The 24,738-nt window shown below is 70.6% G+C and carries 23 protein-coding genes and 1 rRNA gene; 14 read left to right on the top strand and 10 right to left on the bottom strand.

The features are described from left to right. Positions 1–179 precede the first annotated feature (179 nt). The gene (locus tag ACWC9R_RS18820; RefSeq protein ID WP_450732846.1) at positions 180–524 is read left to right on the top strand and encodes a DUF2516 family protein; all 345 of its coding nucleotides are present in this window, start codon (positions 180–182) and stop codon (positions 522–524) included. A gap of 40 nt (positions 525–564) precedes the next feature. On the opposite strand, the gene ACWC9R_RS18815 is transcribed toward ACWC9R_RS18820, so the two are convergent. Both ACWC9R_RS18815 and ACWC9R_RS18810 read right to left on the bottom strand, forming a co-directional pair. Further along, positions 565–1,935 (bottom strand): PP2C family protein-serine/threonine phosphatase, encoded by a 1,371-nt coding sequence (locus ACWC9R_RS18815; protein WP_450732844.1) that lies wholly within the window; start codon positions 1,933–1,935, stop codon positions 565–567. Between the two features lie 322 nt (positions 1,936–2,257). Continuing rightward, entirely contained in the window at positions 2,258–3,343 is a 1,086-nt protein-coding gene (locus ACWC9R_RS18810; protein WP_362611279.1) for a C40 family peptidase, read from the bottom strand. Between the two features lie 411 nt (positions 3,344–3,754). On the opposite strand from ACWC9R_RS18810, the gene pstS reads away from it, so the two are divergent. The 4 genes from pstS to pstB all read left to right on the top strand — a co-directional run bounded on the left by pstS (position 3,755) and on the right by pstB (position 7,908). Next, positions 3,755–4,867 (top strand): phosphate ABC transporter substrate-binding protein PstS, encoded by a 1,113-nt coding sequence (gene pstS / locus ACWC9R_RS18805; RefSeq protein WP_450732842.1) that lies wholly within the window; start codon positions 3,755–3,757, stop codon positions 4,865–4,867. A 137-nt stretch (positions 4,868–5,004) separates the two neighbouring features. Beyond that, positions 5,005–6,000, top strand: coding sequence for a phosphate ABC transporter permease subunit PstC (gene pstC, locus ACWC9R_RS18800; RefSeq protein WP_450732840.1), 996 nt, complete (start codon positions 5,005–5,007; stop codon positions 5,998–6,000). Further along, the gene (pstA, locus tag ACWC9R_RS18795; protein ID WP_450732838.1) at positions 5,997–7,076 is read left to right on the top strand and encodes a phosphate ABC transporter permease PstA; all 1,080 of its coding nucleotides are present in this window, start codon (positions 5,997–5,999) and stop codon (positions 7,074–7,076) included. Before pstC ends, pstA begins: the two co-directional genes overlap by 4 nt. A gap of 55 nt (positions 7,077–7,131) precedes the next feature. Further along, a complete protein-coding gene (gene pstB / locus ACWC9R_RS18790) occupies positions 7,132–7,908 on the top strand; it encodes a phosphate ABC transporter ATP-binding protein PstB (RefSeq protein ID WP_093484528.1) in 777 nt (258 codons plus the stop codon). A 161-nt stretch (positions 7,909–8,069) separates the two neighbouring features. On the opposite strand, the gene ACWC9R_RS18785 is transcribed toward pstB, so the two are convergent. Beyond that, positions 8,070–9,068: an anion permease gene (locus tag ACWC9R_RS18785; RefSeq protein ID WP_450732835.1), complete on the bottom strand. Its 999-nt coding sequence runs from the start codon at positions 9,066–9,068 to the stop codon at positions 8,070–8,072. A 9-nt stretch (positions 9,069–9,077) separates the two neighbouring features. After that, on the bottom strand, positions 9,078–9,698 hold the full coding sequence (locus ACWC9R_RS18780; protein WP_026170326.1) for a DUF47 domain-containing protein: 621 nt from the start codon (positions 9,696–9,698) through the stop codon (positions 9,078–9,080). Positions 9,699–9,892: 194 nt separating this feature from the next. On the opposite strand from ACWC9R_RS18780, the gene ACWC9R_RS18775 reads away from it, so the two are divergent. Then, on the top strand, positions 9,893–10,309 hold the full coding sequence (locus tag ACWC9R_RS18775; protein WP_362611291.1) for a metal-sensitive transcriptional regulator: 417 nt from the start codon (positions 9,893–9,895) through the stop codon (positions 10,307–10,309). 34 nt (positions 10,310–10,343) lie between these two features. Here the strand turns inward: ACWC9R_RS18775 and ACWC9R_RS18770 are convergent, their stop codons facing one another. Both ACWC9R_RS18770 and ACWC9R_RS18765 read right to left on the bottom strand, forming a co-directional pair. Further along, positions 10,344–10,562: a hypothetical protein gene (locus ACWC9R_RS18770; RefSeq protein WP_362611292.1), complete on the bottom strand. Its 219-nt coding sequence runs from the start codon at positions 10,560–10,562 to the stop codon at positions 10,344–10,346. A 145-nt stretch (positions 10,563–10,707) separates the two neighbouring features. Next, positions 10,708–11,571 carry a hypothetical protein gene (locus ACWC9R_RS18765; protein WP_450732833.1) on the bottom strand — a complete coding sequence of 288 codons (864 nt, stop codon included), beginning with the start codon at positions 11,569–11,571 and terminating at the stop codon, positions 10,708–10,710. 172 nt (positions 11,572–11,743) lie between these two features. Between ACWC9R_RS18765 and ACWC9R_RS18760 the strand changes: the two genes are divergently transcribed. Both ACWC9R_RS18760 and ACWC9R_RS18755 read left to right on the top strand, forming a co-directional pair. Further along, positions 11,744–11,938, top strand: a complete 195-nt coding sequence (locus ACWC9R_RS18760; RefSeq protein WP_450732831.1) for a hypothetical protein — start codon at positions 11,744–11,746, stop codon at positions 11,936–11,938. Positions 11,939–12,188: 250 nt separating this feature from the next. Then, complete coding sequence (locus ACWC9R_RS18755; RefSeq protein WP_450732830.1) at positions 12,189–13,787, top strand: FAD-binding oxidoreductase; 1,599 nt, start codon at positions 12,189–12,191, stop codon at positions 13,785–13,787. Between the two features lie 122 nt (positions 13,788–13,909). Here the strand turns inward: ACWC9R_RS18755 and ACWC9R_RS18750 are convergent, their stop codons facing one another. Continuing rightward, positions 13,910–14,623, bottom strand: coding sequence for a phosphatase PAP2 family protein (locus ACWC9R_RS18750; RefSeq protein WP_450732828.1), 714 nt, complete (start codon positions 14,621–14,623; stop codon positions 13,910–13,912). A gap of 206 nt (positions 14,624–14,829) precedes the next feature. Further along, the gene (locus ACWC9R_RS18745) at positions 14,830–15,819 is read right to left on the bottom strand and encodes a C40 family peptidase (RefSeq protein WP_450732826.1); all 990 of its coding nucleotides are present in this window, start codon (positions 15,817–15,819) and stop codon (positions 14,830–14,832) included. A 442-nt stretch (positions 15,820–16,261) separates the two neighbouring features. Here ACWC9R_RS18745 and ACWC9R_RS18740 point away from each other — a divergent pair, with 442 nt between their 5' ends. The 6 genes from ACWC9R_RS18740 (at position 16,262) to ACWC9R_RS18715 (ending at position 23,843) form a co-directional block, all read left to right on the top strand. After that, positions 16,262–16,570, top strand: coding sequence for a hypothetical protein (locus ACWC9R_RS18740; protein WP_362611306.1), 309 nt, complete (start codon positions 16,262–16,264; stop codon positions 16,568–16,570). 480 nt (positions 16,571–17,050) lie between these two features. Then, positions 17,051–17,905, top strand: coding sequence for a hypothetical protein (locus tag ACWC9R_RS18735; RefSeq protein ID WP_450732823.1), 855 nt, complete (start codon positions 17,051–17,053; stop codon positions 17,903–17,905). Further along, positions 17,895–19,211 (top strand): hypothetical protein, encoded by a 1,317-nt coding sequence (locus ACWC9R_RS18730; protein ID WP_450732821.1) that lies wholly within the window; start codon positions 17,895–17,897, stop codon positions 19,209–19,211. Before ACWC9R_RS18735 ends, ACWC9R_RS18730 begins: the two co-directional genes overlap by 11 nt. After that, positions 19,208–20,770 (top strand): SCO6880 family protein, encoded by a 1,563-nt coding sequence (locus tag ACWC9R_RS18725; RefSeq protein WP_362611311.1) that lies wholly within the window; start codon positions 19,208–19,210, stop codon positions 20,768–20,770. Before ACWC9R_RS18730 ends, ACWC9R_RS18725 begins: the two co-directional genes overlap by 4 nt. Before the next feature lie 29 nt (positions 20,771–20,799). Continuing rightward, positions 20,800–22,242 carry an ATP-binding protein gene (locus ACWC9R_RS18720; RefSeq protein ID WP_450732979.1) on the top strand — a complete coding sequence of 481 codons (1,443 nt, stop codon included), beginning with the start codon at positions 20,800–20,802 and terminating at the stop codon, positions 22,240–22,242. Further along, the gene (locus ACWC9R_RS18715) at positions 22,209–23,843 is read left to right on the top strand and encodes a type VI secretion protein (RefSeq protein WP_450732819.1); all 1,635 of its coding nucleotides are present in this window, start codon (positions 22,209–22,211) and stop codon (positions 23,841–23,843) included. Before ACWC9R_RS18720 ends, ACWC9R_RS18715 begins: the two co-directional genes overlap by 34 nt. 12 nt (positions 23,844–23,855) lie before the next feature. Here the strand turns inward: ACWC9R_RS18715 and ACWC9R_RS18710 are convergent, their stop codons facing one another. Both ACWC9R_RS18710 and rrf read right to left on the bottom strand, forming a co-directional pair. After that, entirely contained in the window at positions 23,856–24,389 is a 534-nt protein-coding gene (locus ACWC9R_RS18710; RefSeq protein ID WP_450732818.1) for a GNAT family N-acetyltransferase, read from the bottom strand. A gap of 84 nt (positions 24,390–24,473) precedes the next feature. Next, positions 24,474–24,590 (bottom strand): 5S ribosomal RNA (rrf, locus tag ACWC9R_RS18705). Positions 24,591–24,738: the final 148 nt, after the last annotated feature.

The following is a 24,738-nucleotide window of genomic DNA, read 5'->3' as shown; positions in this document are numbered from 1 at the left end:
ACGCAGGAGGTAGCGGGCTGTGAGCTCGCTCACAGGGCGCCAGGGGCGCCGATTCACCGCACGGGCCGGGCACACTTCAGGTGCCCGGCCCGTTGTCCGGGTACGGTGGGGCCGCACGGGCGGCTGACGGCCGCGGCAGAGACCGAGACGACACAACGGGCGAACGGGCGGTGCAAGGCGTGCTGATTTACGGGTTCCAGAGCTTTCTGAGCTGGGTGCAGCTCGCCCTGGGCGTCTATGCCGCGGTGATGCTGATCGATGCGGCGGTGCGGCGTGAGGACGCCTACCGTGCCGCGAGCAAGCAGACCAAGGGCATGTGGCTGATCTTCCTCGCCCTGGCCACGGCGCTGCTGTTCATTCTGCCGATCATGTCGTTCCTGCCGGTCATCGGCATGATCGCGGTGATCGTCTACACCGTTGACGTCCGGCCCGCGCTCCGCGAGGTCACCGGTGGCGGCCGCGGCCCGCGCCGCGGCGGCTCCAGCTCGGACGGGCCGTACGGGCCCTACAACGGCGGGCGCTGACCCGCACCGGGCTCCCGCCCCGGAGGACCCGCGGGCTCCGTTACCGCCGGTCCAGCAGCAGCACGGCGACGTCGTCCGTCAGCTCGCCGCCGTTCAGATCGCGGACCTCCCTGACCGACGCGTCCAGCAGTTCCTCCCCGCTGAGACCCGCCGCCATCTGCCGGCTGACCAGCTCGGTCATGCCTTCCTGGCCGAGGCGCTGGTTGCCCTGTCCGATGCGGCCCTCGATCAGGCCGTCGGTGTACATCATCAGGCTCCAGGAGCCGCCCAGCTCGACCTGCCGGCGCGGCCAGCGGGCGTGTGGGAGCAGGCCGAGCGCCGGGCCGCCGAACTCGTACGGCAGCAGTGCCGGGCGCTCGCCGGCCCGGGCCAGCAGCGGTGCGGGGTGGCCGGCCAGGCACAGCCCGGCGCGGCGGCCGTCCGCGGAGATGTCGACGGTGCACAGCGTCGCGAAGATCTCGTCGTCGGCACGCTCGTGCTCCAGCACCTTCTGGAGGGTGGCGAGCAGCTCGTCGCCGCAGAGCCCGGCGAAGGTCAGCGCGCGCCAGGCGATCCGCAGCTCGACGCCGAGGGCGGCCTCGTCGGGGCCGTGGCCGCAGACATCGCCGATCATCGCGTGCACGGTGCCGTCCGGGGTGCGGACGGTGTCGTAGAAGTCGCCGCCGAGAAGCGCGCGGCTGCGGCCGGGGCGGTAGCAGGCGGCGAACCGGAGGTCGGAGCCGTCCAGCAGCGGCGTGGGCAGCAGGCCGCGCTCCAGGCGGGCGTTCTCCTGGGCGAGCATCCGTGACTCGGTCAGCTGGCGCTGGGCGAGGTCGGCGCGTTTGCGTTCGACGGCGTAGCGGACCGCGCGGCTGAGGACCGCGCCGTCCAGCTCGTCGCGGAAGAGGTAGTCCTGGGCGCCGACGCGGACGGCGTCGGCGGCGCGCTCGGCGTCCGTCTCGTAGGTGAGGACGAGGACGGCGTGCGAGGTCGCCATGCGCAGCACGTCACGCAGGATGCCCAGCTCGTCGCCGGGCGCGCCGGTCTCGCCGGTGTCACGGTCGGCGGTGCGCTCCGCCGGGGGCAGGTCGAGCAGGATGCAGTGCACGTCGTCGGTGAGCAGCCGCTCGGCCTCGGTGAGGTTACGGGCGGTCCGCAGGCGCACCTTGCGGCCGGCCCAGTCCCACATCTCGGGGACATGGCTGTTGGGGTTCTCGCCGATGAGGAGCAGGGTCAGGCCCTGGTGCAGGGGTCCGCGGTCGGCCGAAAGTCGCTCCTCGGCCGGCTCCTGGCCGGCACCGGTGCTCCGGGCGGCCGCGTCTCCCGCGCCCGGCGCGTCGGCGACCCGCGCGGTGTCCGCGCAGGCGTCGTCCGCCGGTCCTGCCTGGTGCGGCAGCACGACCGTCCGCTGGTGCGGTACGGGTACGGGCATTGATCTGCTTCCTTCCCTCCCCCCGAGGGGCGCAATGGGCACCGACCGGCGCACCACCGTGCCCGGCTCCCTTCGCTCGTCGGTCAAATGAGTGAGGCGTACACCGGGCACTGACAGGCGACCATAGCGTCAGTATGGAGAGGTATGGAATGCCCGGCGGCAATCGGCCATCGTCATATGCCGGAGCCGATAAGCCATTTGACCTGGGGAGGGCGGAATGCGGAATGACGAACATCACCCCGCTTGAGTGCATTCAGCTACGCCACGACAACCCTCAGACAGCAAGCAATCCGGTCGTTATCCGCCCGTGTGATGCGCGCCATCACCGTCCGCCCGCCCGATCGGGGCGTACGACACCGAGGATCGGCATCGAGCCGGCGCCGGTGATCGTCACCTGCCGGCCGGGGCGCGGTGCGTGCACAAGTGCGCCATTACCGAGGTACATCCCGACATGGCTGGCGTCCGAGAAATAAATGATCAGATCGCCCGGCCGCATATCCTTCAGGGCGACCCGGGGCAGCTGCCGCCACTGCTCCTGCGAGGTGCGCGGAATCGTGTGGCCACCGGCCTGCCAGGCCCGCAGCGTCAGTCCGGAGCAGTCGAAGGTGTCCGGCCCCTCGGCGCCCCACACGTAATCCTTGCCGAGCTGGGCGGTGGCGAAGGAAATCGCCTTCTTGCCGGCCGCCGACGCTTTGTTGCTGATGTCATTCAGCACGCCGGAGTCGAGCCACTTCTGCTGCCGCTTGAAGGCCTGCTCGTCCTCCAGCTTCTTCAGCCGGTCCTTTTCCTTGACGGCCAGCCGGGATTCCAGCTGCTTTGCCTCGTCGATCTTTTTCTTGATGTCCCGCCGGGCGCTTTCCTTCTTCTTGCGGTGCGCCTCCAGCTGCTCCCAGCGGTCCGTCGCGGAGTCCGAATACCGCTCCAAGTCACCCTTGAGGAGCGCGAGTTGGTGTATCACGCGCTTGGCGGCCAGCTGCCCCTTGCGGGCCAGGGTGGCATTGTCGAGAAAGCCCTCCGGGTCGGCGTCGAGCATCAGCTTCGCCTCGGAGGGCAGCCCGCCGCCGCGGTACTGGGCGCTGGCCAGTGAGCCCGCCTGCCGTTTGAGGGCGGTCAGCTTGCGCTGGGTGCTGTCGATGCTGCGCGCGAGCCGGACGATCTCCTTCTGCTGGAGTTCGACCTGCTCCTCGGCGGCGTTGTAGGCGTCGGTGGCCTGCTCGGCCTTGCGGTAGAGGCCCTCGATCTTCTTGCGGATGTCGTCGAGACGGCGGGCGTCCGCGTCCGCGGCGGCCGCCGCCTCCCCGGCCCGCCGTGCGTCGGCCGCGGGGTTCTTCGGGTCATCGGCGTAGGCGGCCGTCGCCGTGCCACCGAGCAGCCCCGTGACGCACAGCACGACGGCGGTGCACGCCACCAGCCGCCCGCCCCTCACCCCGCGTGACCTCCGCATGCCCCGTACGTCCCGAACGCCCTGCCGTGCCCCCTGGCTCCCCACCAGCCACCTCCGGTCGTTCCGCACCGATGCGCCTTCTCTCAGGCGCGGATGCTGCCATACCGACTGGTAATTCAACAGGGTGACGGGCCGTTTCGCACCAGTCGGTGAGCAGTTATCCCCCCGCACCCAGCCGATGGCCGAGGTTCACCCTGCGTTCACTCCGCTCCATCGGCCGCTTCACCTGATCTACCTAATTTCAGCCGTACCGAGTGCGCGTCCTGCCCTCAGCGCAAGCGCGACACGGCTAGCTGGCCTCGCACGACCGCGACCGCCAATGCCCTCATCCCGCACGCCGACGAAGCGGCGCGCCCCAGGAAGGAACTCTCGACAGTGAAGCTTCAGCGCAAGAACCGGGTTCGCGCCCTCGCCGTTGGCGCTCTCGCCGTCTCCGGTGCCCTGGCCCTGTCCGCGTGCGGCTCCGACGACACCAGCGCCGGTGGTGGCGCCGCCGCCAAGCCGTCCAACATCAAGTGCGACGGCAAGGGCAAGCTGCTTGCCTCCGGCTCGTCCGCGCAGAAGAACGCCATGGACGTCTGGGTGCAGAACTACTCGGGCGCCTGCAAGGGCACCGAGATCAACTACCAGCCCACGGGCTCCGGCGCCGGTGTCACCACCTTCCTCCAGGGCCAGACCGCCTTCGCCGGCTCCGACTCGGCCCTCAAGCCCGACGAGGTCACCAAGTCGAAGCAGGTCTGCAAGGGCGGCAAGGCCATCGACCTGCCGATGGTCGGCGGCCCGGTCGCGGTCGGCTACAACGTCCCCGGCGTCGAGGACCTGGTGCTGGACGCCAAGACGCTGTCGAAGATCTTCAACTCGGAGATCAAGAAGTGGAACGACCCGGCGATCAAGCAGCTGAACCCGGGCGCGAAGCTCCCGGACCTCAAGATCCAGCCGTTCCACCGCTCCGACGACTCGGGCACCACCGACAACTTCACCAAGTACCTCAAGGCCGCCGGCGGCTGGAAGCACGAGCCGGCGAAGAAGTGGGAGGGCGAGGGCGGCCAGGCGGCCTCCGGCTCTGCCGGTGTCTCCTCGCAGGTCAAGCAGACCAGCGGCGCGATCTCCTACTTCGAGCTGTCGTACGCCACGGCCGGCAAGATCGCGACGGCCAAGCTGGACACCGGCGCCAAGGAGCCGGTCGAGGCCACCGTCGACAACGCCTCCAAGGCCATCTCCGAGGCCAAGCAGGTCGGCAAGGGCGATGACCTGGCCCTGGACCTCAACTACACCACCAAGGCCGAGGGCGCCTACCCGATCACCCTGGTGACGTACGAGATCGCCTGCGACAAGGGCAACAAGGCCGAGACGCTGCCCGCCACCAAGTCCTTCCTGACCTACATCGCCAGCAAGGACGGCCAGAGCGCCCTCAAGCAGCTCGGCTACGCCCCGCTGCCCACCGAGATCGCCGACAAGGTGCGCGCGAGCGTCGCCAAGATCTCCTGACCTACCGGGCGGCGGCCCATGAACCGCCGTACGGTCCACAAAAGGGGGCCCCTTCACCAGGGCCCCCTTCGGGCCGCCGCCCGTCCGGTGCACCGCCGCGCCAGGAGCCCCACCCGGCTCCGCAGACCGGAGAACCCATGAACACAGCCTCCTCGACACTCGACACCCCACCGCCACCCCACGACGGCCCCTCGGCCATATCGGGCAAGGCGGTCCGCCCCGGTGACCGGATCTTCCTCGGGCTCTCCCGGGGCTCCGGTATCGCCCTCCTGGTGATCATGGCCGCCATCGCGGTCTTCCTCACCTACCGCTCGGTGCTCGCCCTCTCCGGCGACACGGCCAACTTCTTCACCACGCTGGACTGGAACGCGAGCGGGGCGGAGCCGAAGTTCGGCATCGCGGTGCTCGCCTTCGGCACCGTCGTCAGCTCCGTGGTCGCGATGGCCATCGCGGTCCCGGTCGCGGTCGGCATCGCGCTGTTCATCTCGCACTACGCCCCGCGCAAGCTGTCCTCGGCGCTCGGCTACGTCATCGACCTGCTCGCCGCGGTGCCCAGCATCATCTACGGCCTGTGGGGCGCGCTCTTCCTCGTGCCGCATCTGACCGGCCTCTACACCTGGCTGGACGACTACCTCGGCTGGACCGGCATCTTCGAGTACGGCGGCGGAGCGGCCCGTTCGCTGTTCACCGTCGGCATCCTGCTCGCGATCATGATCCTGCCGATCGTGACCAGCGTCAGCCGCGAGGTGTTCCTCCAGGTCCCGAAGATGCACGAGGAGGCCGCGCTGGCCCTCGGCGCCACCCGCTGGGAAGTCATCCGGACGTCGGTGCTCCCCTTCGGCCGCTCCGGGATCATCAGCGCCTCCATGCTGGGCCTGGGCCGCGCCCTGGGCGAGACGATGGCCGTCGCCACGGTCCTCTCGCCCAGCTTCCTCATCAACGCCAGCCTGCTGGACCCGGGCGGCGGCACCTTCGCCCAGAACATCGCCAGCAAGTTCAGCGAGGCCGACCAGTTCGGCCAGGACGCCCTGATCGCCTCCGGTCTCGTCCTCTTCGTGATCACGCTGCTCGTCAACGGCGCGGCCCGCCTGATCATCGCCCGTCGCAAGGAGTACTCGGGAGCCGCCGCATGAGTATCACGACCGACCGCCCCGCGGTCTCCAACGGCGGCAGCCCGCTTCCGGTCTCCCTCAAGCAGGCCCGGCTGCCGCGCTGGACCCCGCCGGCCCTCGCGCTGGTCGCGGCCGGCGCCGGCTGCGGCATCGGACTGGGCGCCGGCCTGGACAGCACGGTCCAGTGGGGCCTGATCGCCGCCGCGCTCTTCGTCCTCGGCGGCTTCGTGCTGTCGGCGGCCGTCGAGGGCGCCCGGCAGGCCAAGGACCGGCTGGCCACCAGCCTGGTCTGGATCGCCTTCCTGACCGCCGTCATCCCGCTGGCCTCCCTCCTGTGGGAGACCGTCAGTCGCGGCACCAGGGTCCTGGACGTCTACTTCCTGCAGCACTCGATGGGCACCACCCCGGACGCGCTGCCCGGCGGCGGTATCTACCACGCGATCATCGGCACCCTGGAGCAGGTCGGCCTGGCCACCCTGATCGCCGCGCCGATCGGTCTGCTCACCGCGATCTACCTCGTCGAGTACGGCCGCGGCCGGCTCGCCAAGGCCGTCACCTTCTTCGTCGACGTGATGACCGGCATCCCGTCGATCGTGGCCGGCCTGTTCATCCTCTCCGTGTGGATTCTGATCCTCGGCTTCGGCCCGTCCGGCTTCGCCGGCGCGATGGCGCTGGCGATCCTGATGATGCCGGTCGTGGTCCGCTCCACCGAGGAGATGCTCAAGCTCGTCCCGAACGAGCTGCGCGAGGCCTCGCTGGCCCTCGGCGTCCCCAAGTGGCGCACCATCCTCAAGGTCGTGCTGCCCACCTCGATCGGCGGCATCACCACCGGCGTGATGCTCGCCATCGCCCGTATCACCGGGGAGACGGCGCCCGTGCTGCTCCTGGTGTGGGGCGCCAAGACCATCAACAACAACCCCTTCGAGGATGCCCAGCAGTCGCTGCCGCTCTACGTTTTCCAGCAGTGGCAGCAGGGTTCCGAGGCCTCGTACGACCGCGCCTGGGCCGCGGCACTGGTCCTTATCGCCTTCGTCATGATCCTCAACCTGGTGGCCCGCGGCATCGCCCGCTGGAAGGCCCCCAAATCCGGCCGCTGACCAGCGCCCCGTTCGATGTGCGGCTCCGCCGCGTGAGAAAGAAGCAGTGATTTCCATGGCCAAGCGAATCGACGTCAGCGGCCTCTCCGCCTACTACGGCAGCCACAAGGCCATCGACGACATCTCGATGACCGTCGAGCCGCGCTCCGTGACGGCCTTCATCGGCCCGTCCGGCTGCGGCAAGTCGACGTTCCTGCGCACCCTGAACCGGATGCACGAGGTCACCCCCGGGGGCCGCGTCGAGGGCAAGGTGATGCTGGACGACGAGAACCTCTACGGCTCCGGGGTCGACCCGGTCGCCGTCCGCCGCACCGTCGGCATGGTCTTCCAGCGCCCCAACCCGTTCCCCACGATGTCGATCTTCGACAACGTCGCGGCCGGTCTGCGGCTGAACGGCTCGTACAAGAAGAGCGAGCTCAAGGACATCGTCGAGCGCTCCCTCAAGGGCGCCAACCTCTGGAACGAGGTCAAGGACCGGCTGAACAAGCCCGGCTCCGGCCTCTCCGGCGGCCAGCAGCAGCGGCTGTGCATCGCCCGCGCCATCGCCGTCGAGCCGCAGGTGCTGCTGATGGACGAGCCCTGCTCGGCGCTCGACCCGATCTCCACCCTCGCCATCGAGGACCTGATCGGCGAGCTGAAGGAGCGCTTCACGATCGTCATCGTGACGCACAACATGCAGCAGGCCGCGCGCGTCTCGGACCGTACGGCGTTCTTCAACCTCGCCGCCGTCGGGCAGCCCGGCAAGCTGGTCGAGATCGACGAGACCGAGCGGATCTTCTCCAACCCCTCGGTCCAGGCCACGGAGGACTACATCTCCGGCCGCTTCGGCTGAGCGGCACGCGCGGCCCGGCCCACGGCGGCCGGGCCGCCCCCACCAGCGTCCTGCGGTGCTGCATGGCGGTGCCACCGCACGACGAAGGGCCCGCCCCCACTTCCCGGGGGGCGGGCCCATTTGCCGTGCTCGTCAGCTGCCGTACGAGCGGTCCGGCACGGTCAGCCGAAGGCCAGCTCCACGACCCAGTACGCGAGCGCGGCGACCAGCGCCGCGGCCGGCATGGTGATGAACCAGCCCATCACGATGTTCTTGGCGACGCCCCAGCGCACCGCGCGGGTGCCCTTGGTCGAGCCCACACCCATGATCGCGGAGGTGATGACATGGGTGGTGGAGATGGGCGCGTGGAACATGAACGACGCGGTGTACATGACCGAGGCGGCCGTGGTCTCCGCGGCGAAGCCCTGCGGCGGGTCCAGCTCGATGATCCGGCGGCCCAGGGTGCGCATGATGCGCCAGCCGCCCGCGTACGTACCGAGCGAGAGGGTGATGGCGCAGGCCAGCTTCACCCACAGCGGGATGGCCGCGTTCTGGTCCTCGACATCGGCGATGACCAGGGCCATCACCACGATGCCCATGGTCTTCTGGGCGTCCTGCAGTCCGTGGCCGAGCGCCATGCCCGCTGCGGACACCGTCTGGGCTATCCGGAAGCCGCGCTTGGCCTTGTGCGGGTTGGCCTTCCGGAACATCCAGAGGATGACGACCATCACCAGGAAGCCGAGCACCAGGCCGATGACGGGCGAGATGAACATCGGCAGGACGACCTTCTCGATCACCCCGGACCAGATCACGGTGGTGCCGCCGGCGAGGGCCGCACCGACCATGCCGCCGAAGAGGGCGTGCGAGGACGACGACGGCAGGCCGAAGTACCAGGTGACGAGGTTCCAGACCACCGCGCCGAGCAGCGCGGCGAAGAGAATGCCCATCCCCTTGCTGCCGTGGGGAGTGGAGATCAGCCCCTCACTGACGGTCTTGGCGACCCCGCTGCCCAGGAAGGCACCGGCGAGGTTCATCACCGCGGCCATCGCCAGCGCCGCCCGCGGGGTCAGCGCCCGCGTCGAGACCGAGGTCGCGATGGCGTTGGCGGAGTCGTGGAAGCCGTTGGTGTAGGTGAATCCGAGCGCGACCGCAATGGTCACGACGAGCGCGAAGGTGTCCATGGGCGGCGCTCAGGACTCCTTGACCGCGATGGTCTCGACCGTGTTGGCGACGTGCTCGAAGGCATCCGCCGCCTCTTCCAGGATGTCCACGATCTGCTTGAGCTTGAGGACCTCGATGGCGTCGTACTTGCCGTTGAAGAGGTGCGCCAGCAGCTTGCGGTGGATCTGGTCGGCCTGGTTCTCCAGGCGGTTGACCTCGATCCAGTACTCGGTGAGGTTGGTCATCGTCCGCAGGTGCGGCATCGCCTCGGCGGTCAGCTCCGCCGCCCGCGCCAGCACCTCGATCTGCTGGTCGACGCCCTTGGGCAGTTCCTCGACCTTGTAGAGGACGACCAGATCGACGGCCTCCTCCATGAAGTCCATGATGTCGTCGAGCGACGAGGCGAGGTTGTAGATGTCCTCGCGGTCGAACGGCGTGATGAACGAGGAGTTCAGCTGGTGGAAGATCGCGTGGGTCGCGTCATCACCCGCGTGCTCCGCCGCCCGCATACGCTCGGCGATCTCTGCCCGGGCGGAGGCGTCCGCCCCGAGCAGTTCCATCAGGAGCTTGGAGCCCGTGACGATGTTGTCCGCAGAGGCGGCGAACATGTCGTAGAAGCTCGTCTCCCTGGGGGTCAGACGAAAGCGCACGTGAAATCCTCGGGGTGCATCGGATTCGGTCGGGATGATGCTAGGCGCATCATCCAGCCACTGCTAACCGGCATTCCTTCAGTGTCGCCCATCGTGCAGCATGCTCTGCACGGGGTACCACAGGTGCCCGAGAAGTTCGGTACCATATACCCACCGGGGGTATATGAATCCCCGAGATACCACGGGAGACGGCCATGACGAGCACGGACGCCGATGCCAACGGCAGCACCGCGGCCGCCGCGGCTTGCCACCCCCGGAAGCCGGACGCCGACCCCCCGAGCGGCGTTCAAACCGTGACCGATCACGCAGAGACTTCTCCGGCGGCCGGCGTGCACGGCTACGCACAGCAGAAGGACGCACACATCAAGCGACTGCGGCGGATCGAGGGCCAGATCCGCGGACTGCAGCGGATGCTCGAAGAGGATGTCTACTGCATCGACATACTCACCCAGGTCTCGGCGAGCACGAAGGGCCTGCAGTCATTCGGCCTTCAGCTCCTGGAGGAGCACCTGCGGCACTGCGTCGCCGACGCGGCCGTCAAGGGCCCCGAGGCCATCGACGCCAAGGTCCAGGAGGCCACCAAGGCGATCGAACGGATGCTGCGCACCTGAGCCGGCGGGCTCGCGCCGGGCGGCCCGAGGCGCACTAACCGGGGCAGCGTCCGGCGGGTCCGGTCCGGGGCGGCACCCGGTCCGCGCCGTCGCCGTCCTCCCCGTCGACCTCCAGCACCTCGTCGATACGGTCCGGGCTGAGCCGATCCTCGCTCGCGGCCGCGGCCGCGATCATCAGCTCACCGGTCAGGTCGATCTCGACGAGGGCTACGAGGTCCTGGACCGTCGTAGGGCGGTGTCCGGCCACGTACAACACCTCCTCCTTCGAGCGCCTTCCCACGCCTGGGGTGGTTACCGCAAGCCTAGGGACGGGCGCGCGCCGCGCGCATGGCACGGATGGACCATTTCCGCCATCCGGCAAGCACCCCTGTCACATGCCCTGCCCGCGGCACCCGGCCTCATGCCGTGGGCGACGCGATCTTCCCTGCGTAGATGTCCCGTTCGTCCGGCAGCCGCACCGCGACCTTCGTCCCGAAACCGGACAGTTCCGTCGTGGAGGTCACCGAAGCCCCCTTCGGCGCGCCGTTGGCGAAACGGAACCACTGGCGCACCTTGCGCAGCAGCCCGGCCTCGTCCAGATACGCGTCGAACGGCACCTCGTCGGTGGTGAATCCGTCCCCCGCGGCGAGCAGCGCCGGCCCGGTGTGCGGCGACGCCGCGGCGGCGGCCACCCGGATGTCCGTCGTCCCGCGGTAGTGCCGCACCCGCACCCCCGCCAGCCACTCCTCGCCCTGATAGGTCACCTCCCGTGCGCCGCGCAGCAGTTCGGCGGCGGCCAGCGGATCGGTGGCGCCGCCGGTGACCAGATTCCCGTCGGACAGCGAGGCGGTGGCCACCCGTACCCATTTGTCGGCGGGCACCCCGGCCCCGCGGTTCTTCATGAACAGCGCACCGGGCGCGAGGATCTCCGTGATCGGCTGACGGCCGCCGTGGGGCCGGCCCGCCGGATCGGGGAGCACCACCCGCAGCCGCCCGGTGCTGGTGGCGAAGTCGTAGCCGCCGGTGCCGCGGATGGCGACGAGGGTGCCGCCGCTGACGGTCTCCATGGAGGTGCGGATGGCGGCGGAGCCGGCCCGCACCAGGGCGTCGGCGCTGTCCCGGACCTCCGCGGCGGCGGGGGCGGCCCGGCCGGCCGGCTCCTGGTCGTCGGCCGCGGCCCCGTCCGGGGAACAGCCCGATGTCAGCAGCCCGACCGCCAGACCCGTCCCGCACGCCATGGCCACGGCGACCGTGCCGCCGCCTCGCCTGTCCTGCACCACCATCGCGTACGAGCCCCCTCGGCCGCTGTCTTCGGGAACGGCCTGGGACGGCCGGTCCGCTCGGGAGGGTCGGACGTTCCGCCGCGCCGCCTCTGACGTTCCGTCGACCGTTCCGTTCAACGACCGTCCAGGGGGCTCGTCACGCCCGGGCACCTGGGGCGCGTAGCGTGACGGGGTGCCCGACCGAGCCCCTCACGCGACCTCCACCACCGAACGCGGCGCCTTCTGCACGGCCCGCTGCGACTGCGGATGGCGGGGACCGGCCCGCCGCGCACGCTCTCAGGCGCGTACGGACGCGGAGCGCCATCTGGCCGAAGTCGAGGCCGGTTCCGGCACCGACGACGACGGAACCGGGCGCCCGCTGGAATGAGGCAGTCCGTTCCGGGAACCCCTCACGCCCCTGCCGCATCTGCCTAATCAGGGAAGCAACGGCACCGCGCCGCCAACGGACTTCGAGGACAGCACCGGACAGCGCGGGGCACAACCGGACACAGCGGCACGCGAGGGGCAGCGCGGCGCCGCACCGGTCCGGTGCGGTTCCCGGCACGCGCCCCGCGATCACCGGCCGGGCCATCGGCAGGCGGGGCAGGACCGTACGACATCGAGGGGGATTCATCCCAGTGAAGCGGCGCACACTCCTGCAGGCCGGCGGCGGACTGGCGGCGACGTCGGTCGCCTGGGCCACCGGCTGCGACAAGAAGACCGGCGCGGCGGCGGCCACCACGGAGGCGGCCGCCGGTACCGCGGCACAGACCAACGCGGCCGCCGCCGGGGGCGCCGCCAAGGGCCGGGCCTCCGGGTCCGCCTGGACCGCGCTGGGCAAGAGCCTGGACGGCAAGCTGGTGCGGGCCTCCGACGCCGCCTACGAGAGCGCCCGGCGCCTCTACAACACCCGCTTCGACACGCTGAAGCCGTCGGCCATCGCCTACGCCAAGCACCCGGCGGACATCGCCGAGTGCCTCGCCTTCGCCCGGCGGTACGACACCCCGCTCGCCATCCGCAGCGGCGGCCACTCCTACGCGGGCTGGTCCAGCGGCAACGGCAAGCTCGTCGTCGACGTCTCCGCCCTCTCCAAGGTGGGCGCGCCGTCCGGCGGCATCACCCGCATCGGGGCCGGCGCCAAGCTCATCGACGTCTACGAGGGCCTCGGGGCGCACGGCGTGACGATACCCGGGGGCTCCTGCCCCACCGTCGGTATATCCGGCCTCACCCTCGGCGGCGGCCACGGGGTGGCCTCCCGCGCCTACGGCCTGACCTGCGACAGCCTCGTCGGCGCCACGCTGGTCACGGCGGACGGCAAGACCGTCGACTGCGACCGGAAGCAGCACGCCGACCTCTTCTGGGCGCTGCGCGGCGCCGGCAACGGCAACTTCGGCGTGGTCACCGAGCTCCGCTTCCGTACGCATCCGGCGCCGCGCGCGGTGAAGGCGTACCTGAGCTGGCCGTGGTCCAAGGCGGCGAAGGTGGTGGCCTCCTGGCAGAAGTGGGGGCCGGTGCAGGACGACGAGATATGGTCCGCGTGCCATCTCCAGGCGCGCCCCGGCAACACCCCGGCCGTCTACGTCGTGGCCTTCTCCCTGGGCGGCTACGGCGACCTGAAGAACGCCCTCGACAAGCTCGCCGACCAGCCGGGCGGCCCCGGCCCCGCCAAGAGTGTCAGCCTGACGCCGACCGGCTACCTGGACGCGATGGAGTCCTATGCGGGCTGTTCGAGCAAGTCCACCGCGCAGTGCCACACGCCGGGTTCGCTGCCCGGCCAGAACAAGGCCGGCCAGCTGGGCCGCGAGACCTACGCCGCCCGCTCGCACTTCTTCGACCGCTCGCTGTCCGCGGCCGGTATCCGCACGCTGATGGACCAGATCGAGGCGGGCGGCCGCAAGGGCGTCGGCGGGGATGTGGCGCTGACGGCGCTGGGCGGCGCGATCAACCGCGTCGGCAGCACCGACACCGCCTTCGTCCACCGCGGCTCGCGGTTCCTCGCCCAGTACTTGACGTCCTGGTCGGCGGGCGGCTCGTCCGGCACCCGCACAGCGTGGCTGAATTCCTTCCATGACGCGATGCGCCGCTACTCCTCGGGCGCCGCCTACCAGAACTACACCGACCCGGGCCTGACCAACTGGAAGTCCGCCTACTACGGCGCCGCCGCCGGCCGTCTCGCCGAGGTGAAGCGGACCTACGACCCGCAGCGGCTGTTCAGCACCTTCCCGCAGGCGCTCTGAGGCCTCCCCGCGCCCGGACACACGGACGGCCCGGTCCCCGCGAGGGGCCGGGCCGTCCGCATCCGCCAGGCCGTGTGTCCCGGGCGCGGGCCGGGCGATTCGGCGAACCGCCCGGCCCGCCCTCAGGCCGCCAGATCCTTGTCCCGCTCCTTGTGGCCGCCCGGCACCGCCGATCCCGTGGCCACCACCCGGCTGCCCTCGCCGTCCGCGTCCGCCTCGGTGCCCGGCGCGCACACCAGCCACGCCAGCTTGGAGCGGCTGATCGCCGTCGTCAGCGGCACCAGCAGCGCCTGCGCGAGCGGGGCGAGCAGCAGCGCGACGGCGGTGCCCAGCGCGAAGCCGCCGACCACGTCGGTCGGGTAGTGCACGCCCATGTAGACGCGGCAGAAGCCCTCGGCGAGCGCCAGCGCGATCCCGATCAGGCCGAACTTCCGGTGGGCGACGAACAGTCCGACACCGACCGCCATGGTGAGCGTCGCGTGGTCGCTCACGAAGGAGAAGTCGCTCTTGCCGGGGATCAGCACCTCGAGCCCGGCGTGGTCCTTGAACGGGCGCGGCCGTTCCACGAAGGACCGGATGGGGATGTTGGCCAGCAGGGCGATGCCCGCGGCCAGCGGCGCCCAGACCAGACCGGCGACGGCGGCCGGCGCGCCCGGCCTGCGGCGCGCGGACCACCAGGCGATCAGACACAGCACGGCGAGACCGGCGATGAGGCCGTACTCGCCGATGTACTCCATGGCCTTGTTGACCCAGTGGGGGGCGTCCTTCGCGAGGCCGTTGACGCCGTCGAGCACGTCGACGTCGGGGTTCGACCCCTCGAATGCGAGTCCAGCCATCTGCAGCGGCCCCTTAATCTTTCGCGCGCGCGAGCGCCTTCGTGTGCTGCCTGCCCCCGTGGTCGTCGAGCGTGTGCTGTGTCAAGCGCTGCTACGTCACCACGCCAAGGAAACGCGATGTCCGCCCCTGGCGTTCCACTCTCCACCGGATGATCACCAGGACGTTATCGAAGCTTGACTCATCACCGCAGTTCAGGGCCCTATGTTCACGCAGCGTTCGTGCCGGGCAGCGCTTTTGCGCCATCCGACGTGACGCGGGTCGCACCGATGTAGTCCGGCGTGTCGATTTTGTCGAACCGGATCTTGGCCCCGGTGTACGGCGCGTTGATCATGTACCCGCCTCCCACGTAGATCCCCACGTGGTGGATCGACCGCGGGTCCTTGAGGTCGTAAGCGAAGAACACCAGATCCCCCGGCAGCAACTCGTTCCGCTTCGGGTGCGGCCCGGCGTTCCACTGGTCGTTCGCCACCCGGGGCAGCTCGATGCCCACGGAGCGGTACGCGGCCTGGGACAGCCCGGAACAGTCGAACCGGCCGCCCTGCGCCGCGGTTCCCGTGCCACCCCACAGATAGGGCGTACCGAGCTTCTGCTGGGCGAAGTAGATGGCGGCCGCGGCCTGCCGCGAGGGCTCCACCCGACCCGACGGAGCCTCAAAACTCTTGGCCAGCGTCGTGATCGTCTTCACGTAGTTCCGTGTCTCGCGGTACGGCGGCACCCCGTTGTACTGGATGACGCGATAGGCCCCGGCGTTGTAGGCGGCGAGCATGTTGTGGGTGGCGTTGCCCGGCGCGCGCTTCACATAGCCGGCCAGCTCGCAGTCGTACGAGGCCGCCGACGGAATCGCGTCCTCCGGGTCCCACACGTCCTTCTTGCCGTCGCCGTTGCCGTCGACGCCATGGGTCTGCCAGGTCCCCGGGATGAACTGCGCCATGCCCTGCGCGGCCGCCGGGCTCTGTGCCCTGGGGTTCCAGCCACTCTCCTGGTAGAGCTGCGCCGCCAGCAGCGCGGGGCTTATCGCCGGGCAGAGCGTCCCCCACTTCTGCACCAGCCGCTGATACTCGGCCGGCACCGAACCCTTCGCCAGCCCGAGCGCCCGCCCGCCGGCCCCGGCCAGCCCGGCCGCGGCCATATACGTACCGACCACAAGCAGCCCGAGCAGACAGAGCACCAGCCCCGCCCCGAGCCCACCGGCCACCCAGAATTTCCGCACCCCCCAACCCTCCCCCATTCAGCCCCGGTTCACTGCCCTTTTCCGGCCGCTCCCGCGCGCGCCGCCGCGCCGGGTGCCGCACGGCGGCGCATTCGGCGGCGCAGGGGGCGCTCCGTCCGGGGTGCGGTGCCGCGCCGGATGACGCCCCGTACACCGCCGGACGGGCTACGGGCCATCCGGCGCGCCGGACCGGCCACCGGTGCTCCCGATGATCATTGCCCAGGGTTATCCCCCGTGATACACACGGTGAGACCAGTCGGTTCAATGGAGGACGTGCGTCCGCGGCCACACCCCACCCGCACGGGAGATCCTTCAAAGAAAGCCGCCAAGTCGACAGCTGACGGTCCATTCGTCAGCGAAGATAGAGACCGACCTGTGCCGCGTCGGCACGGACACAACTACCCATCAAGGGGCGGTGAGTTCACACATGTTCATTGCGGCCGAAAAAGGCGACATCACCACCATCATCGGCGGAATCGCCCCGGACTGGGGGCCGTTCGGGAGCCTGGGCAACGAGGCACGCGTGATGATCGAGGTCATCATGGCGGTGGCGATCCTGCTGTGCCTCGGCATCGCGATCTGGGGCGCCGCCAAACAGCGCATCGGCGCCACCGCGCTGCGCGACACCTTCAGCGCCGAACAGGGCAAGGGCCTGATCGTGGCCGGCCTGACCGGCGTCTTCATCATCGGCTCCCTGGGGACGCTGTTCACCATCGTCTACGGCATGGCGGTCTAGGCCACCCCTGACCGCCCGTCCCCCGCCGCCGCCCGGATGGCGCACCCCCGGCACCCGACCGTCCCCGGGTCGCCCCCCGTGCGCCCCCGCCCACCCTCTCTCCGCCGTCCCGTGCCCCCACTCGCTCTCACCGGCCCCACCTCCCCTGCCGAGGCCCCATGCTGACGCCCGCTCACGCCGGCCCGACGGAACCGCGGCACACCCTCGTCACCCCCGCCACCAGCGGCCCGATTGGGCCGGGCACCGCGCGGGGACAGGTGAACCCGGGGGCAAGAAGGCGACCGGCGACCGCGGAGCAGACGATGCGCACAAATAACCCAGAGTCCCCCATTCGCCTCTGTCGTACCGCATCTGAGGACCCGTCACGGTGAGATGTACTCGTACCGCTGCACCCGAGCCGCCGCCCGCGCGGCTACGGTCATATGAGGGCGGCACAACCAACGGCACGCACGCGACGGCGGCAGAGGGGGCACAGGCGCGATGAGTCTCAGTGACGACGGCGGCTACGGAGGCGACGGCCACCGTGGTCCCGGGACGGGCCAGACCCGGACCAGACTTCCCGACAGCGAGGGCGACCTCTACGGCCAGGGACGGCGCTCCCGGGGCGGCATGTCCAGCCGCAACCTCGTCACCATCGTCGGCGTGATCGTCCTGCTGCTCGCGGCCATCGCCTTCGCCAACCGCGGCGGAAGCGGCAACAGCGAAACCACCGCGACCGACTCCCCCAAGGACCCCGGCCGTGCCCAGCCCACCGCCCCCACCGGCACCAAGGCCGTCAACGGCAAGACCGGAGGCATCGCGTCGGGCTTCGCCAAGACGGAGCAGGGGGCGCAGTCGGCGGCGGCGAACTACGTGGTCGCGTTCTCCAGCAGCGCGATGTACAAGTCCGCCGGGCGTGACGCGATCGTCGACGCCGTCTACACCCCCGCCGCGGCCGCGGACCGCAAGGAGAGCCTGCGCAAGATCTACACGGACCCCAAGTTCCTCGGCCGGGTCGGCCTCAAGCCGGACGGCAGCGCGCCCGGCGGCATGACCTTCGTGTCCCGGGCCAACCCGGTCGGCACGAAGACCGAGAAGTTCGAGGGCACCACCGCCACGGTCGCGGTCTGGTACTCCACGCTGTTCGGCCTCGCCGGCACGGGCTCCCAGAACCCGGTCGCGGAGAGCTGGTACACGTCCACGATGCAGCTGCGGTGGGTCGGCGGTGACTGGAAGGTCGCCGGTTTCACACAGAAGGCCGGGCCGGCGCCGATCGGCGGCGACCAGGCCGCTGCGACGGCCAAGGACATGTCCAAGGCCGTCCAAGGGTTCGGAGGGTTCACTTATGCGAGGTAACAACCGACGCCATGCCCTCACCGTCGCCTCTGTGCTGACCGGCCTGCAAACCACGCTGGTGCTCCTCTCGGCCCGCGCGTTCGCGGCGCCCACCCCCAAGCCGACCGAGGGCGCCTGCGACCTGCTGTCGGACAAGGCCAAGGAACTCTGCGAGAACCGGGGCGGCGGCAGCGGCAGCACTCCCTCTCCGGGCGGCGGCGGCCTCACCGACAACAACCCCCTGGACCCCCTCGAATCCCTGGCCAAAGGCTGTGCCAAAGCCGCCGCCTGGATCGTCAGCAAGCTCTCCGACGCGGTGAAGGCCACCTCGCAGGTGGACTTCACCAACGCCGCCTTTCTGCGGCAGTACGCCGTCGTCTTCGCCGCCTCCACCGTGCTCACCCTCGTGCTGTGGCTGCTGGCAGTCGCCAAGCGCGCGGTGCGCGGGGTGCGGCTGACGGAGGCGATCAGTGAGGCGGTCGGGTTCCTCTGGCTGACCGTGCTCGCCTCCGCCTTCACCCCGCTGATCCTCTACACCGTCGTCTCGGCCACCGACGGAGTCACCGAGATCATCGCCAAGGGGACCGGCGCGCAGACCGACACCTTCTTCGGGGCCTTCTCCCAGGCGCTCACGAAGGGCACGGACATCGGCGGCGGCCCGATCATGCTGATCGTGGTGTCGCTGGTCTCCGTGCTCGCCGCCGGTGTGCTGTGGCTGGAGCTGGTGATCCGGGCCGCGCTGCTGTACGTCGGGGCGCTGCTCGGCACGGTCGTCTACGCCGGGCTGGTCGACAAGAACATGTGGGGGCATGTGCGCCGCTGGGCGGGCATCATGATCGCGGTGATCCTGGTGAAGCCGGTCATCGTGATCGTGCTCGGCGTGGCCGGCGCGCTCTCCCACGACAAGGGCCCGAACGCCTTCTCCGCGGTCGTCTCCGGCCTCTCGATCATCGTCCTGGCCATCTTCGCCAGCGCGGTGATCTACCGCTTCGTCCCCGGCTTCGGCGACGAGATGATCTCCGCCCGTACGAACAAGGGCCGGGCCACCGACGGCAGCCAGGCCGCCGCGATGATCTCCTCGCCCGCCGCGCTGGTGTCCCAGGGCATCAAGACCCACAGCTCCCGCCGGTCCGGCGGGGACGGCGGGCAGGCGCAGGGCGCGCAGGGCGGCCAGTCCCGGCCGGCCGACGCGGTGGCCGGCGGTGTCGCCGCGCACAGCTCCCGCGGCGGCCGCTCCTCGGCGCCCGCCACCCCCGCTCCCCGTACGAACCCCCACCCGGGCAGCGGTTCCCGCTCCGGCAAGACCTCAGGAGGTGAGGGGCGTTGAGTACGCAGTCCCACCCGATCGCCCCGCGCCGCACCTACCTCATCGGCCGCGCCCGGCCCAACGCCATCGTCGGCAAGAACCGCGAGACCGGTGAGATCGCGCTGATCATCGCGGGTGCGTTCCTCGGCATGATGTGCGGGCTGCTGGTGCCCATGCTGCCGCTGCGGATCGCCTCCCTCACCGGCTTCCCGATGCTGGGCCTCGCCCTCGTCTACGTGCCGTACAAGGGCCGCACGTTCTACAAGTGGTTCGAGATCCGGCGCAGCTTCCGCCGGACGGTCCGCCGCGGCGCGACCTACCGCTCCGGCGCCGCCGAGGCGGGCGTCCGGCTGGACGGCCGGGAGGTCGAGATCGGCCCGCCGCCCGGCATCGGCCGGATCAACTGGCTGTCCGCCCCCTTCGGCCCGGACGAGATCGCGGTGCTGCTGCACGCCGACCGCAAGACGGTGACGGCCGCCATCGAGATCGAGGGGCCGGGCGTCGGCCTGCGGGACAGCGAGGACCAGGAGGCGCTGGTCGACCGTTTCGGGACGCTGCTCAAGCATGTGGCCAACGGGGACGGCTTCGTGACCCGGCTGCAGATGCTGGCGCGTACGCTGCCCGCCGACCCGGACGCACACGCCAAGGACGTCGCCCAGCGCGGCGACAAGAGCTCCCCCGACTGGCTGCGGGAGTCCTACGACCAGCTCCAGTCGATGGTCTCCACCTCCTCCGAGCAGCACCGCGCCTACCTGGTCGCCTGTATGCACTACACCCGCGAGCTGGCCGCCGAGGCGCAGACCATGGCCCGCGCCGCGCGGATGCACCAGGGCGGGCTGCTGCGCAAGAAGCTGGACCGGGACGCCGGTCTCGCGGTCGTCATGGCCCGTGAGCTCACCGACATCTGCGCCCGGCTCGCCGAGGCCGACATCCGGGTGCGCCAGCCGCTCGGCCAGGCCCGGCTCGCCTCCCTCGTGCACTCCATGTACGACCCGGACCACCCCATCGACCACATCCAGGCGATGAGCAAGCGCAACGCCTGGCCGGCCGAGCTGGACGCGATGGAGCCGACGTACCTCCAGGCCAAGACGCGGGAGTCGACGACCCGCGCGCCCTGGTGCCACGCCACCGCCTGGGTCAAGGAGTGGCCGCTGACCCCGGTGGGCGTCAACTTCCTCGCGCCCCTCCTGGTGCACACCCCCGATGTGATCCGTACGGTCGCGGTCTGCATGGACCTGGAGCCCACCGAGATCGCCATCGAGCGGATGCTGACGGAGAAGACCAACGACGACGCCGAGGCCAGCCGGGCCGCGAAGATGAACCGGGTCGTCGACCCGCGGGACGTCGCCCACCACGGCCGCGTCGACCAGCGGGGCGAGGACCTGGCCTCCGGCGCCGCCGGCGTCAACCTCGTCGGCTACCTCACGGTGTCCTCCCGCTCGCCCGAGGCCCTCGCCCGCGACAAGCGCACCATTCGCGCCTCGGCCGGCAAGTCCTATCTGAAGCTGGAGTGGTGCGACCGCGAGCACCACCGGGCGTTCGTCAACACCCTGCCGTTCGCGACCGGAATCCGCCGCTAAAGCCGCTGGGAGGCGCGTACGTCATGGCCATGCTCGACCCGATCGGAGCGCTCACCGAGGCGTTCACCAGCTTCCTGTTCGGGAAGGTGGAGACCACCCGGCTGCCCGTACGCACCTCCACCGGCCAGGCCCAGGCGGTCTACCTGCCCACCGCGGCCCCCGGTCTCGGCGACTCCGGCGTGATCATCGGCCGTGAGGTCTACAGCGGCAAGGGCTACATCTACGACCCCTTCCAGTTGTACGGACAGCAGCTGCCGGCCCCGCACTGGCTCGTCCTCGGCGAGTCCGGCAACGGCAAGTCGGCACTGGAGAAGACCTACGTCCTGCGGCAGTTGAGGTTCCGGGACCGCCAGGTCGTGGTGCTGGACGCGCAGGGCGAGGACGGCGTCGGCGAGTGGAACCTCATCGCGCAGGAGCTGGGGATAACTCCCATCCGCCTGGACCCGACCGCCGCCCTCAACGGCGGTATCCGCCTCAACCCCCTCGACCCGTCGATCACCACCACCGGCCAGCTGGCCCTGCTGCGCACGATCATCGAGGTCGCGATGGGCCACGGCCTGGACGAGCGCTCCGGCTTCGCCCTCAAGGTCGCGCACGCCTACGTCACCGAGACCATCACCCACCGGCAGCCCGTCCTGACCGACATCGTCGAGCAGCTGCGGCACCCGGAGGAGGAGTCGGCGGAGGCGATGAACGTCGACATAGACGACGTCCGGGCCTGGGGTCTGGACGTGGCGCTGGTGCTCGACCGCCTCGTCGACGGTGACCTGCGCGGCATGTTCGACGGGCCGACCACGGCGGGCATCGACCTCGACGCCCCGCTGATCGTCTTCGACCTGTCGCACATCGACCGCAACTCCATCGCGATGCCGATCCTGATGGCGATCGTCGGCGTCTGGCTGGAGCACACCTGGATTCGGCCCGACCGCAGGAAGCGCATCTTCCTGGTGGAAGAGGCCTGGCACATCATCAACTCCCCGTTCGTGGCCCAGCTCTTCCAGCGGCTGCTGAAGTTCGGCCGACGGCTCGGCCTGTCGTTCGTGGCCGTCGTCCACCACCTCAGCGACGTGGTCGACGGCGCCGCCGCACGGGAGGCCGCGGCGATCCTCAAGATGGCCTCGACCCGCACCATCTACGCCCAGAAAGCCGACGAGGCGCGCGCCACCGGCCGGGTGCTGGGCCTGCCACGGTGGGCCGTCGAGATCATCCCGACCCTCACCCCCGGCATCGCGGTCTGGGACGTCAACGGCAACGTCCAGGTCGTCAAACACCTCATCACCGAGGCCGAACGCCCGCTGGTCTTCACCGACCGGGCGATGACCGAGGCGTCCGCGGTCAGCGAGGCCTCCGCGATGCCGACGGACGAGGCGCGCGCCGTCCAGGCGGCGGCGGACGCCGAGGCCGAGGCACGCGCCGAGGCCATGGCGATGGAGCGGCAGTGGCGAGACGAGTCGAGCGAGACGGTGGCGTGACCCGCGGATACGACAACGGCGGATTCGACGACGCACGAGGCGCCGGCCGGCCCCGGGGGCGCGGCGTCCCCGACTCCCTGCTGATCGGGCTGCTCGTCTTCCTGCTGGGCATGACCGTGCTGGTGTGGACGGCGACCGGACTGGCCGGCCTGTTCGCCCACGGCGCGTGGCCCCCGGGCGTCACCTACTCCGGGACGCCGATGGCACTGCGTCACCTGGTCTCCGCACCGCACGACATGCCCGCCGCCTGGCCCGACACCCCCAGGGGCCAGCTCTCCGGCTACGGCCTCTTCTGGGGCATCCTCATCGGCGAGCTGATGGTGCTGCTGGTCCTGGTGATCTTCACGCTGGGGACGGTCACCCGCTACCGCGCCGTACGGGCGGCCCGCCGGACGGAGGCCCGAAAGGAGCGTGCGGCCCGTACGGAGGGCCGGAAGACGCACGAGGCCCTGGCGACGGAACGGGAGGCACAACAGGCCGGGGAGGCCCGCGAAAGACTCCGGAAGCCCCTCCCCGCCACCCAGCCGCCCGCGCCCCCCGGCGACGACGCTCCCGCCACACCGGCCGTCCCCGCCCCGCTGCCCCTCGACCTCGTCGCCGCCGGCCCCGTCCCGGAGCAGCGCACCGCGCCCCCGCTCACCCCGGCCACCGACACCCCCGCCGAACTCAGCCTCCCCCGCGTCCAGTTCACCACCGACCGCGCCGCCGCCGTCACCTCCTCCGTCGCCACCGCGGCCGCCGCCCCGGGCGCACTGATCGTCGCCACGACGGACCCCGCGGTCTGGGCCGAGACCAAGGACGCCCGCGCCAAACTCGGCCCGCTGCTGACCTACGACCCGGCCCACCGCCTCGACACCCCGGCCCGGCTGCGCTGGTCGCCGACCTCCGGCTGCACGGACCTCGCCACCGCCACCGACCGCGCCACCGCCCTGCTGGCCCCCGTACGCCCGACCGCCGCCCTGGACTCGGCGGTCGCGGACGCCGCCCAGACCCTGCTGCGCTGCTGGCTGCACGCCGCCGCGGTGGACGGCCGCCCCTTCCGCCAGCTGCACCGCTGGGCACACGCCACCGGAGCCGCCCAGGAACCCGTACGCATCCTGCGCACCAGCCCCAAGGCCTCGGCGGGCCAGGCCGGCGAACTGGAGTCGGTGCTCACGGCACATCCCGAACGCCGGGAAGCCGCCCAGGCGTTGATCGGCCGTGCGCTGACCGCCCTCTCCTCGATCCACATCCGGGACGCCTGCACCCCTCTTCGCGCGGATTCGGTCCTTCTCGAATCATTCCTCGCTGAAGGGGGAACGCTTTACGTGGTAGGCGAGCCCATCGAGGACCCGCGTACCGACCCGGGTGCGATGCCACTGCTCACCGCACTCCTCTCGAGCGTGGTCGAGCACGGCCGCCGCATGGCCGAACGGTCATCTGACGGTCGGCTCGACCCACCACTCACCCTGGTCCTGGACGACATCGCGGCCCTCGCCCCGCTGCCCGCCCTCCCCGGCCTCCTCGAAACGGGCCACGCCCGCGGCCTGCTGACCCTCGCCACCCTGCGCTCCCAGGAACAGGCCCGCGCCCGCTGGCCCCACCACACCCTCCAGGCCTGACGAGACAGCCCTTCAGGGCCTCATCTCTCGCCGCAGCACCATCTCCCGCTCCTCGGCCGCGGGGTCCTTCGGATCGGCCATGGCCCGCCCCGTCCCGACGAAGCCCATCCCCCGGTAAAACGCCGCGGCCCGCGCATTCCCCTCGTGCACCCACAGTCGTACGCGCTCGACCACCGGCTCGGTACGGCTCCACGACCACCCGATCGCCGCCCGGAGCAACTCCCGCGCCAGCCCCGTTCCCCGGTGCTCGGGCCGCACATACACCCCGACCACATGCGTCTGCGGCGCCTCCTCGTCCGTCTCGACGAGCACCACCACCATGCCGCCCCAACTCCCGTCGGCGTCCTCCCCGATGAAGGTCACAGCTGTGTGCCCCTCGTCACTCATCGCCGCCCGCTGCTGCCAGAGCTCATCCGGCCGGCCCACGGCGCCCTCAAGGGTCTCGTTGAACGCCACCCGCGCCACTGGGTCGGCCAGCGCCGCAAGCCGCAGCTCCTTCAGCCGTTCCCACTCGTCCGCCTTGACCGGCCTGATCACATACCCCATACCGCTCAGCATCGCAGCGCCTGCATCCGCCGGGAACGCGAAAAAGCCCCGCACCATAAGGTGCAGGGCTTTCCCACAATGATTGTTCGGCGGCGTCCTACTCTCCCACAGGGTCCCCCCTGCAGTACCATCGGCGCTGAAAGGCTTAGCTTCCGGGTTCGGAATGTAACCGGGCGTTTCCCTAACGCAATGACCACCGAAACACTATGAAGTTAACCAACCCGGCATGGACACAGGTCGTTACTTCAGAACCTACACAGTGGACGCGAGCAACTGAGGACAAGCCCTCGGCCTATTAGTACCAGTCAACTCCACCCGTTACCGGGCTTCCATATCTGGCCTATCAACC

Source organism: Streptomyces sp. NPDC001219, from assembly GCF_053597915.1.
This window is presented reverse-complemented; position numbering and strand designations above follow the sequence as displayed.